Genomic DNA, 16141 nt, shown 5'->3' with positions numbered 1-16141 from the left:
AGCGTTTTCCAACCTCACGCTGATGCCTGGTGAAGGACGAGGACGGCTTTCACGACGTCAGTGATGCGGTTGGTGCTGCAGCGGAGTTTCCGCAGGAGGCGCCAGCTCTTGAGGGTGGCCATCGCCTGCTCGCCGACACAGCGGATCTTGGCGCGGGTGGTGTTGTGGCGGTGCTTCCATTGCTTGAGACGGCGGCCCCGAAACGGCACCCGGACAAGGTCGCCGGCGCCTTGATACGCCTTATCGGCCCAGCACCTGAGTCCCGCATCGGCGAGGGCTTCGATGATGTTGTGTTGTCCTGCGGCGGTGAGGCGTGCGTGGAGCCGGGCAGAGCCGGCGAGGCCCAGAGGAGTCGTCCGAAGGGATCGGTGAGGATCTGGACGTTCATGCCGTGGCGTTTGTGTTTCCCGGAGTAGTACGGGGTGTCGGCGGCTATGCGGTCGATCGGCGGCAGGGCGCCGTCGAGGATGACGTACGCCTTCGCCCGGATCGTCGTCATTGCCTCGTCCAGGGACGGGGCGAGGGCGACCAGGGCCTCGACGGCTTCACGTATGTAGCGGTAGACGGTCGCGATCCCGATGCCGAATCCGGCGGCGAGCTGGGCGTAGGTTCACCGCACCGCAGGTGAGCCAGGGCGAGCAGGGCCCGTCGTGCGGCGGGGAAGGCGCTGCCACCGCGTCCCGATCTCACGCCGCGTGGCTGTCAGTTGTCCAGTCAGGAACCGCAGGGTGCGGCCGGACAGATCAATCGAGGACGGGTAGACGAGCACGCGAAGCTCCTTGCAGCGCGGGTGATCTTGGTCGAGAACCCGTCTACCAGGAGCTTCATCGTTGCGCAGGACTGTCCAAACCTGACCTGCCCCTCACCGCATACCACAAGTGACGGCTTCGGAGACCACGTCCACTACCGCCTGCCGCGGTCTGCTGTCCGAAGCCATGCCCTACGGGGGCCATACTGGCTTGGACGGTCACTTTCCGAGGCAGCGGCGGAGTGTATGCGACCGGTGTCACCCCTCGTCTCTATGGACTCGGAAGCAATCGGCGCCCAGGCGAACCTCGGATGGCACCGGAGTTGGGATCATCATCCCCTCTCGGGCCTGCCTGTCTCGGCATCCGTTCCAGTCTCGAACTGCTCCTTGCCCCCCTCTTCCTTCCTAGGCTGAGGTACCGCACCAGCGCTGGGCTGCTGGAGCATCTTCAGCATGACGGCGGCCAGCGCGAGGCCGAAGCTTCCGGCATCAACGGTCGGGGCGCCCGCGAGGGCCATGGTGAGGCCTGCCCCCGTCCCCCCCAGGGCGGCAAAGAACAAAGCGTGATGGCCGTTCGCCGGACGGAACCGCTTTCCAGCCGGCAAACGAACCTTCCGTTTCCTGAACACCAGGGCCTCCTTAGGGAACTGGCCTGTTGCACCGATGATTCATCAGAGCAACAAGTGGAGCTGTCCCACCAGTCGTGAGGCCAAAGCCGGATGATTTGGGCTCTCATCGGGCCTGCCCGGGACATTCGGGCCCCAAGTTGGGACAATCCCTGTCCCGAATTGGCATGGGACACTTAAGCTGTTGGACGTTCCGGGACACCACGGGACAGTGGCCATGAATCCGGGGGGCTCAATGGATCACGGCTCGGAGAGTCGCGTCGATCCTTCGGTGGCGCAGACCAAGGAGGAGTTGTCCCGCTTCATGCACATGCTCCGGGCCAGGGCCGACAGTCCTTCGTACCGGGACCTGGAAAAGGCGGCGGTGTCGCTGGGGACTTCCCTTCCCCGCACAACTCTCGGTGAGGTACTGCGCGGACGCAGGTTTCCCAGCAAGGCATTCCTGTTGACCTTCGTACGGTTGTGCGGAGCGGACCTGGAGGAGATGCAGGTCTGGGAAGGCGTCTGGAACCGGCTCGCCGTGCAGTACAAGGTCGCTGAACCGTCATCTACAGCGGTAGACCCGGCTTCGCCGGACCTTCTCCACGAGCGGCGGCGGTCGGTGGTGCTGGAACGGGAACTCAAGGATCTCCGCGCACAATTGAAGCAGCAGAGTCTGCTGCTGGAGCGGGCGGCGAGAGCGTGGACGAACGTCGGCGACGCTCTGCGCCGTGAGGGCCATTGGGCGTCGGCGGGGGTGGTCTATGGAGCAGTCGCTGATCTGCAGTCGGCCCTTCCGGCCTCGGGGACCGACGTCGCCTTCCGGGCCCGGCTGGGAGTGATCGAGGTACTGGCCGCGCAGGGACAGTACGCCGATGCCGAGACAGCGGCGTTGCAGCTGACCAACGAGTGCACGAAAGTTCTAGGAGCCGATCACCCCGACACCCTGGCGGCGCAACAGATGCTCGTCACGCTCGGCAATCCGCCCTCTGCCAGACAGATCAGCGTGCGTCCGGGGGTGAGTGATCCCGACGGCTCCCTGACTCTGACCCGCTCGGAGCCCCACGCGGCCTCAAGCCGAGTGCCCGGTGCCCTGCCGCCCGTGTGGAACTTGGAGCCCCGGAATCCCCAGTTCACCGGCAGGGACGGCATCCTGCGCAGACTGCGTGAGCGCTTCGATCTGGGAGGCGCGTCAGTTGTTCAGGCATTACGCGGGCTGGGCGGAGTTGGGAAGACTCAGATTGCTGTCGAGTACGCGCACCAGCGTGCCTACGCTTACGACGTCGTGTGGTGGATCGCAGCGGACGATTCGTCACTGGTCGGTGATCAGATCGCTGCACTCGCCGTGGAGCTGGCACTCGTCGAGCGCGATACCGATACGGCTACGGCGGCGGCCGTGGCCAAGGCACACCTGCGGGGACGCGACCGGTGGTTGATCATTTTCGACAATGCCGAGGAGCGCGCCGCTGTCTCCGAGTGGCTTCCGGGTGGCCCGGGTCATGTACTGATCACCTCTCGTGTCGGCGGTTGGGAAAGCATCGCTGCGACGATGCAGGTGGAAGGCATGGCAGCGCTGGAATCCGTCGCGCTTCTGCAGGCACACTGCCCCGACCTCGGCCGTGGGGAGGCGGAATTACTCGCGGAACAGCTGGACTTCCTGCCTCTCGCCCTGTGCCAGGCAGGAGGCTTCCTCTCCGAGACAGCGACTGAGGTCGGCGACTATCTCAATTTACTCAGCACTCATCCGGCTGCTCTGCTGAGTGAGGGCGAGGCCGGTGATTACCCGCGTTCGTTGGCGGCCGTGATAGGTCTGAGTCTGGATCAGCTCGCCCAGGCCGATCCGGTCGGGCTGGCCATCGTGCGGGTATGCGCCCTGTTGGCTCCGGAGTCGGTTCCGGTGCGCTGGCTGATGACACGAGGCGAGTGGGAGTCGGGCGACGACGAGTCCATAGCGGTGCTGACGCAGGTGGCCGAGGACGAAATGCGTCTGCGGCGAGCCATCGGAACAGCCGTCCGCTTCGGTCTGGCGAAGGGCGGCCGGGACGGAGTTCGCCTGCATCGACTGGTACAGGGAGTGGTCAAGGACCTGCTACCCGCGATCGCGCTGGAGAGCATGCGCCGGCACTCCCATGGGATGCTCGTGGAAAACGATCCGGGCAACCCTGAGTCCCCGTCCACCTGGGCTGCGTGGGCACACATCGTCCCGCACGTGCTCGCCGTGGAGCCGACCACCTCCAGGAACCCGCGCCTGCGCCCTCTGGCCTGCAAGGCGTCTTGGTACCTCATCGAACGAGGTGACGCCGATGCCGGCACCCGACTGGCAATCTCACTGCGCTCGGCGTGGCTGCGCGAACTGGGCGCCGACGATGTCCATGTCCTGTGGGTGACCCGGTGCCTGGCCCGAGGGCTGCGTGAACAAGGACGGTACGAGGAGGCCCGGCGGCTCTATGACGACGCACTACCCCGATACCACCGGGTTCTGGGGCCCCGGCACACGGACACGCTGCGTCTCGCTCACGGCAGCGCTATCAACCTGCGGATGCTCGGCCGGTACGAGGCGGCTAGGCAACTGCAGGGGGACACCTTCGACTCCTATCGTGACGTCCTCGGCCAAGACCACCCCCACACGCTGCACTCCGCCAACCACCTCGCTGTCGATCTGAGCATCTTGGGCCATCACGACGAAGCCCGGAGGCTGCACGAGGACACTCTGGCTCGGTACCGGCGCGTCATCGGGGACGACCATCCGGACACGCTGCGGTCGGCGAACCACCTGGCTGCCGACCTCGTCGCCCTCGGGGACCACGCGCATGCCAAGGCGCTCGACGAGGATACTTTGGACCGCTGCCGCAGAGTCTTTGGTGAGGACCATCCGTACACTCTGCGGGCCGCGAACTCCTACGCGACGATCCTGCGCAAGCTCGGCGACCTGCGACAGGCCCTGACGCTCCAGGAGGAGACGCTCGCGCGCTCCCAGCAGATCCTGGGCGCCGACCACCCCCAGACCCTCCGGACCGCGCACGCCCTGAGTGAGACTCTGCATCACTCACAACAACTCGCCCGCGCCGAAGACTTGCAGGCCGACACGGTTCAACGCTATCGGCAGGTTCTCGGCGACGATCACCCGGATACACGGAACTCCGTGGACCTTCTGGAAAAGATCACCGCACGGAAGTGACACATGAGAAGGAAAGTGATCAGTTCTTCAGGAGAAAGAGCGAGATTACGCCAGAAAAGTTCTTGCATGTGGTCGCAACACGCCCTGAGTTCTACGATTGTCGAAGCGTCAAGGGCGTCTATCGCTCCGAAAGGTGAATCGCGCAGGCGACAGAAGAGACATGGATCCCTACTTCCGACCGGGCAGAGAAAGATTCGATTGAACGGCGAGTCCGCGAACGATCGCCCGCGCTGCTAGCTTGCTCCCGACGCCACGTCCCGAGTAAGGAATGACCCATGCCGGAAGTCAAGGTTGCACTGGTAACCACCAGGCCGCGCCCCGAGATCAACACTGATCACGACATGCCGCTCCTCTTGGCGGCCCTGAACGCCGCTGGAGTCACAGCCAGTTCCGTGGAGTGGGACGACCAGAGCACCGACTGGAGTCAGTACAGTCTGGTCCTCATTCGCTCCACCTGGGATTACACCTGGCGGTCCAGCGAATTTTTGGAATGGGTGGACAGATGCAGCCGTGTCACTACCCTCCTCAACCCACCGCCGGTCGTCCACTGGAGCTCCGACAAGTACTACCTCGCCCGCCTCACGGAGGCCGGCGTGCCTGCCGTCCCGACCCGGTACCTGACCCGGGACAAAGCGTCGTCGGTGACCGCCGCTCTGCCGAACACCGACGAATTCGTGATCAAGCCTGCGGTAGGGGCGGGAGCGAGATACGCAGCACGGTACACGGCGGATGACAAGCACGCCGCTGTCCAGCACATCTGTCACATGCACGACGAAGGACTCACCGCCATGGTGCAGCCCTACATGTCACGTGTCGAGGTCAGTGGTGAACGCGCGCTGGTCTTCTTCGACGGCTCCTTTTTGCACGCCGTCCGCAAGAACGCTGTGCTCGCCTCAAACGTGCCCTTCCACCACCGGAAAGTCGCCCACCCCGGACTGGAACCCTGGGCACCCACGCCCAGTGAGCTCGACGTAGCCACAAGAGCCCTGTCGGTGGTGCCGGACGCGCAACAGCTGTTCTACGCCCGTGTCGACCTGGTAGACGACGAGAACGGCCGGCCTACAGTCATGGAACTTGAGCTCATCGAGCCGAACCTGTTCCTCGCCGTGCAGCCTTCATCGATCGAAACGGTGACGCGGGCGATCTCCGAGAAGGCGCTGCACGTGCAGCGGACGCGTGCGCAACGGGTCGCCGAACACATCTAGGATCGGCCGAAGGGGGACGGTAGGCACCATGACAGTCGAGTCGTCATCAGAGTCGGCACTTCCCTATCCCTGTCCGCACATCATGGACGAGCCGCACCCCTTCGCCGCACTTCGCTCCCTGCCAGGCCCCACTCGCCAACACACCTCCACCGGGGACGAGTCCTGGCTGGTTACCACCTACGACGGGGTCAAGAACATGTGCGGCGACCCCCGCATAGGGAGATCACATCCAGATCCTCGCCGCGCTCCGCGACTGTGGGACGCAGCCCTGATGGAAGCGACCGGCGAGCACGAGAACGAGGCCACTGACCATCGCCGATGGCGGCACACACTGTCGCGCCACTTCAGCAGCCGCCGGACAACCCGGTTGAGGCCCTCCACCGAAGCGCGGTTCGACACCCTGGTGCGCTCCTGTCTGGCAGCAGGGCCGCCCGCAGACGTCTGCGCGGATTTGGCGTACCCCTTGGCCGCGGGGGTGATCTTCGACTTGCTGGGCCTCCCCGAAGAACTACGTCGTGCGATGACCGAGTGGTCCGGCATGGTCCGCGAACCCGGCAGGGCCCGGGAGGCGGTGCGCCTGCGCTCTCGCCTGCGGGACGACGTCGACTCGATCCTGCGACGCATTCGGAGACAACCGCACGACATAACCTCTGACGACAGTCTTCTCGCCGGTCTTGCCCTGGCACGAACGGGTTCGGAAGACCTGCGCGACGAAGAACACGCAGACGCGATTCTGGATGTATTCCTCGCCGGCTTCGACACGGTCGCCGCCCGCATGGTGTACGGCACCTTTTTCCTCCTGGCACGCCCTTCCCAGTGGAACGCGCTGTGTCAGGACGTATCCCTCGTCCCCGGGACCGTGGAGGAGATCCTGCGGTTGGCTGTCCCGGGCGGGGGCTGGATACCGCGCTACGCACAGGCAGACATTCCTGTGTCAGGGACGTCTATCAAAGCAGGCGAGCTCGTCGTCCTGTCATTCCAGTCCGCCAACCGGGACGAAGCGGTCTTCCGTGACGCCTCGGTCTTCGATATCCGCCGGGACCCCAACCCGCACATCGCGTTCGGGCACGGGAAGTACTACTGCCTGGGCGCGGCTCTGGCCAGACTGGAACTGTCCGTGTTCCTAACCGGGCTGGCCAGGTTCTCACGACTCCAAGTGGCGGGCGGCCTTGCCGAGGAGCCAGAAGTGGCCCACCAAAAGGTGACAGGCGGTCTGAACCGCCTGCTGGTGACCTGGGAGACCAACAGAGAGGAACCTCAGCGCCGATGAGCACGGTCATTGGCGCATCCGTTGACGTTGTCACTGTTTCCGCACGAAGGTAACGAACCCAGCCTTGCAAAGCCATGTTTCGCCCTTGGCTCTCACAGAGTCCGGCTGGGGGGAGGCCGAAACTGACGACGGTCGCTCAACAGACCGCTTGGGGTCAGGGACCGTCCGTGGTCGCTTTGTTGATGCTTGCCGTCGACTTCGCCCTTGCCGCCCAGCCACCTCCAGGCACCTGGACCTCCAGGGTCCGCATGTGTCCCACCGTCATGACAGCGGGCACAGTTGGCCGAACGCAGCGAAGCTGGACGGTTTTGTTCACGGCTGCATCAGGGTGGATGAAGCGGTGAGCGACGGGAAGCAGCGATCCGGCGGAACTCGGTGTCCCACCGCGTAGCATGGATACAACGCTGCCCCGGTTACCACCCCCAACTCCGTGAACACGGCGAGTTGCTACCGGAAGGCCGGTCACGATCACGAAGGCCCATGGTCAGCACAGGGGCCACCGCCTAGCGAGGCTATGACAGACAGCCTGCATCATCCCAAGGAGGACTGTCCCGGCCAGTTACAGCGCCGACCGCCACACGCAGATCCCCTCACCGGCGCCAGCCGACGGGCCCATACCTCTCGCGCGTTTCTCACACACGGCTCAGCATCAGCACGGCAGTCCCGACCTCACAAGGCCCTGGAACGGCCCAACGCCACCACTCCAGATCGCCTGGACGCTCCTGGCCGGTTATTACGCCTGCGCCATGGTGACAGCGTGAAGCTCCCCGCTGACTTCGCACACCAATCCGGATCATGCGCGGCCCAACTCAGTTTTACAGTGGGCGACCCAGCGCTTTCCCGCGGGTCAGATGCGGATAAGGCCGTGTACCGCCAACAGACGAAGAATCTGCTGCACTCCGAACGCATGGATCACTACGCTGCCCAGCGCCCTGATCACCCCAAACCACGCATAGAGCGTAAGTCCACGCCGCTCGCCACGAAACGGCCGTCGGCCGAATGAATATGCAGTCATTGACGCCTCCGTCGCACCCCGGGAGGCACCCTGCGCCGGGCATAAACGGGACCCAGGCCGCGGCGCGGTCATGGGTCGTGGACAAGTCCCCTCGATCAGTCAGTATCAGACGGTCAGCAAGCGAAACAATGCCGCTGCCCCCGCTCGAAGCATGGCGGCGCCTGCTCTCCCACCAGCACACAGTCAAGGACCACCGATCTGATTACTCGTCAGTAGAGTCACCAGAAGGTCGGCATGAGTCCGATTAGACCTGGTCACACATGCCGACACGCGCAAGCCGCGACCCGCCGTCGGGCTGATCACGTCCGGGATCGGCCCAACCCTTCCGGTATGCCCGCCGCTAGCGATCACGGCCTCTCCCGAGAGACTCCCGCTCGCCTGCCTCAGACGCGAAACCCCAGCTCAGCGCACCCTCCCCCGCGGCTTCAGCGCCACCGGCGGCAGTTCCGGCGCGGGCAGCGGCGCGCCGTCGTAACCCTTTACCTCGCCGAAGCGGGTGCCCGTCGTCCAGGCGGTCCTGGCCTCCTCGATCTCCTCGTGGGAGCGGGCGACGAAGTTCCACCACATGACCAGTTCCTCCTCGAACGGCTCGCCGCCCAGGAGCATCACGGACGCGTTCGACTCGGCGCGCAGGGGGAGTTCGGTGCGGCCGCAGCCCAGGTAGAGCATGGAGCCGGGGAGGACCGGGACGCCGTCGACGTGGGCCTCGCCGGACATGGACAGGACCGCGTACTCGAAGTCCGGCTCCAGCGGGAGGCGTACGTCCGCGCTGTCGGCCAGGGTGAGGTCCGCGCCGACGATCGGGGTGTACGTCGTGCCGGGAGAGGTCGCCCCGTCGAGGGCGCCCAGGATCAGCGTCGCGCTCAGGCCGGGCGCGGTGATCCGGGGAAGCTCCGCGTGGTGTTCGAAGTGCGGGGCCGTGTGGCGGTCGGTGTCGGGCAGGGCGACCCACAGCTGCGCGCCGTGCAGATAGCGGGCGTGCGACCTCGGGCTCTCCTCGGAGTGGGAGATGGCCCGGCCCGAGGTCATCAGGCCCAGCTCGCGAGGGCCGATGGTCCGCAGGCTGCCGGTGGAGTCGCGGTGCAGGACCTCGCCGTCGTGCAGCCAGCTGACCGTCTGGAGGCCCATGTGCGGGTGGGGCGGCACCTGCATGCCGGGCTCGTCCGTGATGTCGTCGGGGCCGTAGTGGTCGACGAAGCACCAGGCGCCGACCATGCGGCGTCCGAGGTTGGGCAGCAGTCGGCGGACTTCGGTGGACTCGCCGAGCTTCACCCGCCGGGGGCTGAGGAGTTCCCGTACCGGTTCCGCGACGACGAACCCTCGGCCGCCGCACCGGCTCGGAACCGCCTCGCGATCAACATTGCTCATGCCGCACAACCTAGCCCCGGGGGCGCCGCACGTCAGTCCCCCGTCGGTGCATCACCCACACCAGGAGTGGTGGAATATTCAACCACGTGGAGTCGTTGCAGCGCCCGAAGGAGGCAGACAGTGGAGATGACGTATTACGGCCACGGGACCGCGGCGGAGCGCTGGGAGCGCGCCCGGCAGTTCTTCGACGCCAAGGAGTACGTGACGGCGGCGGGGATCCTCGACGCCCTGGCCGACGAGGTGCCCGAGCAGGTCGCCCCGCGGCTGCTGCTCGCCCGCGCCTACTACCACTCGGCCCAACTGGTGCGCGCCGAGGGCGAGTTGCGCAAGGTGATCGAGCTGGACCCGGTCGAGGGCTACGCCAGGCTGATGCTGGGGCGCACGCTGGAGCGACAGGGCCGGACGGCCGACGCGGCACCCCATCTGCGGCTGGCCGCGGCGCTGAGCGGCGGCTTCGCCGAGGTGTGAGGCGAGGGGGCATCAGCGTCACCGCGTGGGCGTCGGCCCGCCCTCCGTCGGGCGCAACCCGTTCCCACGCACCGCCCCGTGGCGATCCCCGGCGTATCGTCACAAACAGGCCCCCCGCGACCGCGGCGACGACACTATCCGTCCCGTACTGACGAGGTTTTCCGCCGTCCCGTATCTCGGGCGCCGCCATCACGTGTCGCCATCACGCGTCGCCGTCACAACCACTGCGAGGACCGCCATGGGAAAGATCATCTGGACGATGTCGGTGTCCCTGGACGGGTTCATGGAGGGGCCGAACCGCGAAATCGACTGGCACCGGGTCGACGACGAGCTGCACCGCCACTTCAACGACTGGTGCGGAACGCTCGGCGCGTTCCTGGACGGCCGGGTGACCTGGGAGCTGATGGACGCCTACTGGCCGACCGCCGATCAGGATCCGTCGTGCGGCGAGATCGAGGCGCAGTTCGCCGGGATCTGGCGGGACACACCCAAGTACGTCTTCTCGCGCACCCTGCGCCAGGCGGGCTGGAACACCACGATCCTGCGTGAGGTGGTCCCGGAGGAGATCCGCGCGCTCAAGGAGAAGGCGAGCGGTGACCTCGCCCTCGGCGGAGCCGATCTCGCCGCCACCTTCCTGCGCCTGGGGCTGATCGACGAGATCCACACCTACGTCCACCCGGTCGTGATCGGCCGAGGAAAGCCCATGTTCCTGGCGCCGGACGTGAAGGCCGACCTCCGGCTCGCCGGGACACGGACCTTCGGCAGCGGCGTCGTACAGCTTCGCCACCAACTCGCCGGCTCCCCAACTAATGCGCATTAGTTCCGTCTCTCCCTAGCGATCCGCCGCAACCCCCGTAAGAATTGCGGCGACTTCGACCCAGGGGAGAGATGAGCATGAAGAGGCGCAGCGTTCTGCTCGCGGCACTGGCGGCTACCGCCGCATCGGGCGGTACGGCGATGGCGGCACGGAATCCCTCCGCGTCGGACAAGCGCGTGGTCGTCTATTACCAGACGCAGTACACGAATGGCACGTACGTGTCACCGCTCGCGCTCACCGAGCGCAACACCGGCGTGACGGACGTGCTGGTGGCCGCGGTGCACCTCAATGATCTCAACGGCCCTTACGCCCCGGTCCACTTGAACGACGACCCGCCCCACTCGGCCAAGTACGACCGGATGTGGCGCGATCTGAAGACCTTGCGCGGCAAGGGCGTGCACGTGCTCGCGATGGTCGGTGGCGCGGCGCCCGGGAGCTTCACCCGGCTCGACAACGAATTCGACACGTATTACCCGCTGTTGCGGGACTTCATCCGGCAGTACGACCTCGACGGCGTCGACCTCGATGTCGAGGAGGAGATGTCGCTGGCCGGCATCGAGCGCGTCATCGGCGCGCTGCGCGCCGACTTCGGTGCCGATTTCCTCATTACGCTCGCGCCGGTCGGCAGCGCGCTGAAGGGCGGCGGAAATCTCTCCGGGTTCGACTACGACGACCTTTACCGCAGCCGCGGCGCTGACATCGCGTGGTTCAACGCGCAGTTCTACAACGGCTGGGGCCGCATGAACTCCACGGCCGATTACGACGCCATCATCGCGCGCGGCCTGATTCCCGCGTCCAAGGTGGTCGCGGGCACGCTCACCTCACCGGCCAACGGCGGCAGCGGCTATGTCGGCATGACGACGCTCAAGTCGACACTGCGCGCGCTCGCGGCCAAGCACCGGGCGTTCGGCGGCGTGGCCGGTTGGGAGTACTTCAACTCCGCGCCCGGCGGCACCGCCGCGCCCTGGAAGTGGGCGGCCGAGGTCTCCTCCGTGCTGAAGCGCTGAAGCGCCGCGGCCCCGGAAGAGCCCCCGCGTCACAGCCACAAGGCCTCGGCGACGGTCATCCCCGCGAAGGCCGCGCCGAGGCCCGCGAGGACGCTGCCGAGCGCGTTGGCGACCGCGTAGAACCGCGCCCCCTCCTCGGCGAGCCGCAGCGTCTCGTACGAGAAGGTCGAGTACGTCGTCAGGGCCCCGCACAGTCCGGTGCCGAGGAACAGCTGCGCCTGGGAGGACGCGGCGCCCGCCGTGACGGCGCCGGTGAGCACACCGAGGACCAGGCTCCCCACGACGTTGACGGTGAAGGTCCCCCAGGGGAAGTCCGTGTCGTGGCGTGCCTGGACGGCGCGGTCGGTCAGATAGCGCAGCGGCGCGCCGATCATCCCCCCGGCGACCACGATCAGCCAGTTCACGATGACCGCCTCCACGTCACCAGCCGCCGCGTCGTCCACGCCGCGCTCCCCACCGCGGCGAGCGCGGCCAGCAGGGTCAGTGCCAGGTAGGCCAGCGCCGTGCGGGCGTGACCGCCGCTCACGAGGCGCTCGATGTCCACCGCGTACGTCGAGAAGGTGGTGAAGCCGCCGAGCACGCCCGTGCCGAAGAACGGCCGCACCAGGCGGTGCGCGGCCCACACGTGGGTGATCAGCACCATGAAGACGCCGATGACCGCGCAGCCGAGGGCGTTCACCGCGAGTGTCGGCCAGGGGAAGTCATGGGCCGCCACCGGCCACAGGAGGGACGCGCCATAGCGCGCCGCCGCCCCGATGCCGCCGCCCACCGCCACGGCGGCGGTGATCAGCCCCTGCCCGCCGCGTGGCCGCCCGCTCCGCCGCGCGGCCACGGACTCGGACTCGGGTACGGGTGCGGACAGGTCGATGTCGGGGTCCGTGGGTTCGCCGGCCGCTTCGGGCCGCCGGGCTTCCATGGGTGTACGCCTCCTACTCGCCGTCGCCCGTCGGCAGGCGCGCTCGTTCGCAAGTAGGGACCGTTGGCGGCGGGTCGCCGCGGTTCGGGTACGGCGGGCCCCACCGCCGCGCGGCGCGAAGACGCAAGATCGCCGCTGGTACCAGGCTAACCCGGCAGGGCGAGTGGGACATGGCGCGTGGCGCGGCCGTGGGCGTCGAGGAGCCGGCCCATGCGCTTGGCCGAGTGGAGGCCCACCGTGCGGTCCTTGACCTCCAGCGCCGGGAAGCGCTGGGTGAGCGCCAGCTCGAAGGGGGCGATGGCGTCCAGGCCGTGCAGCCAGACGATGACGAGGAGGTTGTGCGGGCCGCTGACGGAGGCGCACATGCGGACCTGCTCCATGCGGGCCAGTGCGTTCCCGGTGGGGTCGAGATCGGCGTGCGGGACGGTCGCGCGGTAGATCACCATGGTCGAGAGGCCCGCCAGGGGGTGCGCGAGGTCGCAGCGGAAGGTGATGTCTCCGCCGTTGATCAGACGCCGGAGCCTGCGCCGGGCGGTGTGCTCGCTGATGCCGGTCGCCGCGCCGAGTTCGGTGTAGCCGAGCCTGCCGTCGCCGCCGAGGGCCCTGACCAGCTCCTGGCTATCCGCCGCCCGGGAGCCGTGCGTGTCCGTGCCGCGAGTGGAGTGCCGCACGGCACGCGGCGGGGACAGGGTGGCGCGGCCCGCCGGTTCCATCGCTCGGATACGCCAGTCGCCCCCTTCGCCGTAGAGCCTGATGCCGAGCCGGGTGCGCGTGGAGCGCACGCCCGGCAGGCCGCCGATGACGCCGTGCACCGAGCGGCCGAGCGAGGGCAGGTCGGTGGCGGCGACGGACACGAAGAGGTCGAAGTCCCCCGCCGTCTCGTCGATGCTGAACACCCACGGCAGTTCGGCGAGGGCGGCGACGGCCGTTTCGAGGGAGCGCGGGCAGCAGCGCACCTCGACGTAGGCGACGGTCGCCAGCTTCGCCGAGGCGTGGGCGGTGATCCAGGCGAGACGGTTGGCGTGCAGCCGATCCCAACGGCGGGCCGCGGTGGTCGCGTCCACGCCGAGCGCGCGGCCGATGCGGGTCCACGGGGCGCGGGGCGCGGATTGCAGGGCGTCGACGAGCGCGAGGTCCAGCTCGGAGAACCGGGTGTCGGAATCCGGGGCGATCTCGCGTGGGGAGACGCTTTCCGGCAATTTCGCTCCTCCTTCGTGCCCGGGCCGGATCGTGGGGGTACTTGCCGGCCGACGCCCAGTATCGGCCACTGTCGAGAGGAGAGCCGTGTCCGCTTGGCGCCCGCCCCCTGGTCGCCCCTGTCGGGCGGGCTCGTCGGCGTCCGATGCCGCGCGCCGGGCTGCCGGCCGACCGGTTCGGCGCCCTGCGGTCACCTGCTGGCCCTGCTCACTGCCCACCGCCTCCCCCCTGGAGCACTCATGACATCTGCCGATGACACCCGCACGCCCGCACCCGTGGCCCCGCTGCTGTCCGGCCTCGACGGACGGCTGCCCGGTCTGCGCACGCTCTACGAGGACCTGCACGCCCACCCCGAGCTGTCCTTCCAGGAGGTGCGTACGGCGGGCGTCGTCGCCGCGCGGCTGCGGGAGCAGGGCTGGGAGGTCACCGAAGGGGTGGCCGGTACGGGAGTCGTCGGCGTGCTCACCGCGGGCGAGGGGCCTGTGGTGCTGCTGCGCGCCGACATGGACGGGCTGCCCGTCAAGGAGGAGACGGGACTCCCCTACACCTCCGGGCGGACCGCGGTCGGCAGTGATGGGGAGGAGGTCCCCGTGATGCACGCGTGCGGGCACGACATGCACGTCACCTGTCTCCTCGGCGCCACCGCGCAGCTGGCCGCCAACCGGAAGGCCTGGCGCGGCACGGTGGTGGCGGTGTTCCAGCCGGCCGAGGAGGTGGGCGGGGCGCCGGCGATGATCGAGGACGGCTTCCGCGAGCGCTTCCCGCGCCCCGAGGTGTGCCTGGGCCAGCATGTGGCGCCCGCGCCCGTCGGCTTCGTCGGCACCCGGCCGGGGCCGCTGATGGCGGCTTCCGACAGTCTGCGGGTGCGGCTCTTCGGGCGCGGCGGGCACGGTTCGATGCCCGAGAGCACCGTGGACCCGGTGGTGCTCGCGGCCGCGGTCGTGCTGCGCCTACAGACCGTGGTCTCGCGAGAGGTGGGAGCGGCGCAGGCGGCCGTGGTGACCGTAGGGGCGATCCACGGCGGCACCAAGGAGAACATCATCCCGGACATGGTCGAGCTCAAGGTCAACATCCGCTCCACGACTCCCGCCGTACGGGAACGGGTCCTCGCCGCCGTCGAGCGGATCATCCGCGCCGAGGCGGCCGCGTCCGGCGCCCCCAGGGAGCCGGAGATCACGGAGCTGAACTCCTTCCCCGTCACCGTGAACGACCACGCGGCCACCGCCACGGTCCGCTCCGCCCTCGTCGCGGCGCTCGGCGAAGGGCGCGTGTTCACCCTGCCGCGGCCGCTGATCGGCAGCGAGGACTTCGGCGCCTTCGGCACCGCGCTCGAAGTCCCCTCCGTCTTCTGGCACTTCGGCGGCGCCGACCCCGCCCTGTTCGCGGGCCTCGACCCCGATGCCCTGCTGGAGGACGGGATACCTCCCACCATCCCCGCCAACCACTCCGCCCTGTTCGCGCCGCTGCCCGGCCCGGCCATCGAGGTGGGGGTGACGGCGCTGCTCGCGGCGGCGGCGCAGTGGCTGACGGGCACGGCCGAGGTGAACCGCAGGGCCTAGCGGGGACCGGCGGAGGTGGGTGCCGAGGTGTGGCGCGCGGTGGGTGGCGCGACCGCGGGCGGCCACGCCGTCGGGTCGAGGAGGCCCAGCACGTACGCCCGGGCCACCAGCGCCGTCCGGTTCTGAGCCCGCAGCCGCCGGCACAGCCGGGTCAGGTGGTAGTTGACGCCGTCGACGCCGATCCCGACGGTCCGCGCGACCACCGATGTCGTGGCGCCGCCCGCGACCAGGCGCAGGATGCGGGCCTCCTGCGCACTCAGGGACGGGTGCGCGACATCGTCCCCCGCCTCGTCCGGCCGCGCCCGGGTGCCGCGCCCCGGGGCGTCCGTCCGTTCCTGTGCCACGCGCAGCGTCACCAGCAGGGGCGGTGTGTCCTCCAGTGGGTCGGTGACCGGCTCGACGGTCAGCTGTCCGTGGCGGGGCGTCGCCCCGGCCGTCCAGCTCACTTCGACCGGGTAGCGGGACCTGCGGCCGGAGCGCATGGCCTCGTCCAGCTTGCGGAGCTGCTGTCGGTTGGTGGGGGTGAGCAGGTCCAGCAGTGGCCGGTTCGCGACCCGGCCCGGCTGGAGTCCCAGGGCCCTGGCGAAGGCGGGGTTGGCGACCGAGACCACCCCGTCGCCGCTGCTGATGGCGGTCGGCGCCGGGGAACGGTCGAGCAGGCTCAGGAACCTGCCCCGCCACACGGCCGCGTCCGCCTCTCCGGGCCCGTCCGGTGCCCCCTCCGACCGGGACACGCCCGCACCTCCTCTGCGCCCGATGAACCGCGCCCCATGAACACGTCGCCTAAA

At 68.3% G+C, this 16141-nt stretch carries 12 protein-coding genes and 1 pseudogene; 7 read left to right on the top strand and 6 right to left on the bottom strand.

All coding sequences use genetic code 11. The annotated features are described in order from the left end of the window. Positions 1 to 14: 14 nt before the first annotated feature. A pseudogene (locus CP975_RS32180) lies at positions 15 to 769 on the bottom strand (transposase family protein). Between the two features lie 876 nt (positions 770 to 1645). On the opposite strand from CP975_RS32180, the gene fxsT reads away from it, so the two are divergent. The 3 genes from fxsT to CP975_RS32165 all read left to right on the top strand — a co-directional run bounded on the left by fxsT (position 1646) and on the right by CP975_RS32165 (position 7006). Continuing rightward, complete coding sequence (gene fxsT, locus CP975_RS32175; protein WP_150477629.1) at positions 1646 to 4531, top strand: FxSxx-COOH system tetratricopeptide repeat protein; 2886 nt, start codon at positions 1646 to 1648, stop codon at positions 4529 to 4531. A 275-nt stretch (positions 4532 to 4806) separates the two neighbouring features. Further along, positions 4807 to 5736, top strand: a complete 930-nt coding sequence (locus CP975_RS32170; protein WP_055530683.1) for an ATP-grasp domain-containing protein — start codon at positions 4807 to 4809, stop codon at positions 5734 to 5736. Between the two features lie 271 nt (positions 5737 to 6007). Then, entirely contained in the window at positions 6008 to 7006 is a 999-nt protein-coding gene (locus tag CP975_RS32165) for a cytochrome P450 (protein WP_055530685.1), read from the top strand. Positions 7007 to 8423: 1417 nt separating this feature from the next. Here the strand turns inward: CP975_RS32165 and CP975_RS32160 are convergent. Next, positions 8424 to 9389 carry a pirin family protein gene (locus CP975_RS32160; protein WP_055530688.1) on the bottom strand — a complete coding sequence of 322 codons (966 nt, stop codon included), beginning with the start codon at positions 9387 to 9389 and terminating at the stop codon, positions 8424 to 8426. 126 nt (positions 9390 to 9515) lie between these two features. On the opposite strand from CP975_RS32160, the gene CP975_RS32155 reads away from it, so the two are divergent. The 3 genes from CP975_RS32155 to CP975_RS32145 all read left to right on the top strand — a co-directional run bounded on the left by CP975_RS32155 (position 9516) and on the right by CP975_RS32145 (position 11681). Then, a complete protein-coding gene (locus CP975_RS32155; protein WP_055530739.1) occupies positions 9516 to 9857 on the top strand; it encodes a tetratricopeptide repeat protein in 342 nt (113 codons plus the stop codon). Positions 9858 to 10095: 238 nt separating this feature from the next. Continuing rightward, entirely contained in the window at positions 10096 to 10677 is a 582-nt protein-coding gene (locus tag CP975_RS32150) for a dihydrofolate reductase family protein (RefSeq protein ID WP_055530689.1), read from the top strand. A gap of 74 nt (positions 10678 to 10751) precedes the next feature. Further along, the gene (locus tag CP975_RS32145; RefSeq protein ID WP_055530740.1) at positions 10752 to 11681 is read left to right on the top strand and encodes a glycosyl hydrolase family 18 protein; all 930 of its coding nucleotides are present in this window, start codon (positions 10752 to 10754) and stop codon (positions 11679 to 11681) included. 29 nt (positions 11682 to 11710) lie between these two features. On the opposite strand, the gene crcB (CP975_RS32140) is transcribed toward CP975_RS32145, so the two are convergent. The 3 genes from crcB (CP975_RS32140) to CP975_RS32130 all read right to left on the bottom strand — a co-directional run bounded on the left by crcB (CP975_RS32140) (position 11711) and on the right by CP975_RS32130 (position 13796). After that, complete coding sequence (crcB, locus tag CP975_RS32140) at positions 11711 to 12085, bottom strand: fluoride efflux transporter CrcB (RefSeq protein ID WP_055530742.1); 375 nt, start codon at positions 12083 to 12085, stop codon at positions 11711 to 11713. Then, positions 12082 to 12597 carry a fluoride efflux transporter CrcB gene (crcB, locus tag CP975_RS32135; protein WP_055530691.1) on the bottom strand — a complete coding sequence of 172 codons (516 nt, stop codon included), beginning with the start codon at positions 12595 to 12597 and terminating at the stop codon, positions 12082 to 12084. Before crcB (CP975_RS32135) ends, crcB (CP975_RS32140) begins: the two co-directional genes overlap by 4 nt. 146 nt (positions 12598 to 12743) lie before the next feature. After that, positions 12744 to 13796: an Lrp/AsnC family transcriptional regulator gene (locus tag CP975_RS32130; protein WP_055530693.1), complete on the bottom strand. Its 1053-nt coding sequence runs from the start codon at positions 13794 to 13796 to the stop codon at positions 12744 to 12746. A 237-nt stretch (positions 13797 to 14033) separates the two neighbouring features. Here CP975_RS32130 and CP975_RS32125 point away from each other — a divergent pair, with 237 nt between their 5' ends. Continuing rightward, positions 14034 to 15353, top strand: a complete 1320-nt coding sequence (locus CP975_RS32125; protein WP_055530695.1) for an amidohydrolase — start codon at positions 14034 to 14036, stop codon at positions 15351 to 15353. Here CP975_RS32125 and CP975_RS32120 read toward each other — a convergent pair. Then, complete coding sequence (locus tag CP975_RS32120) at positions 15350 to 16087, bottom strand: PAS domain-containing protein (protein ID WP_055530697.1); 738 nt, start codon at positions 16085 to 16087, stop codon at positions 15350 to 15352. The genes CP975_RS32125 and CP975_RS32120 overlap by 4 nt on opposite strands. Positions 16088 to 16141 lie beyond the last annotated feature (54 nt).

This window comes from Streptomyces alboniger (assembly GCF_008704395.1).
Lineage (GTDB): Bacteria > Actinomycetota > Actinomycetes > Streptomycetales > Streptomycetaceae > Streptomyces > Streptomyces alboniger.
Note: the sequence above shows the minus strand (reverse complement) of the source record. Positions and strands in the feature narration are given on the sequence as shown.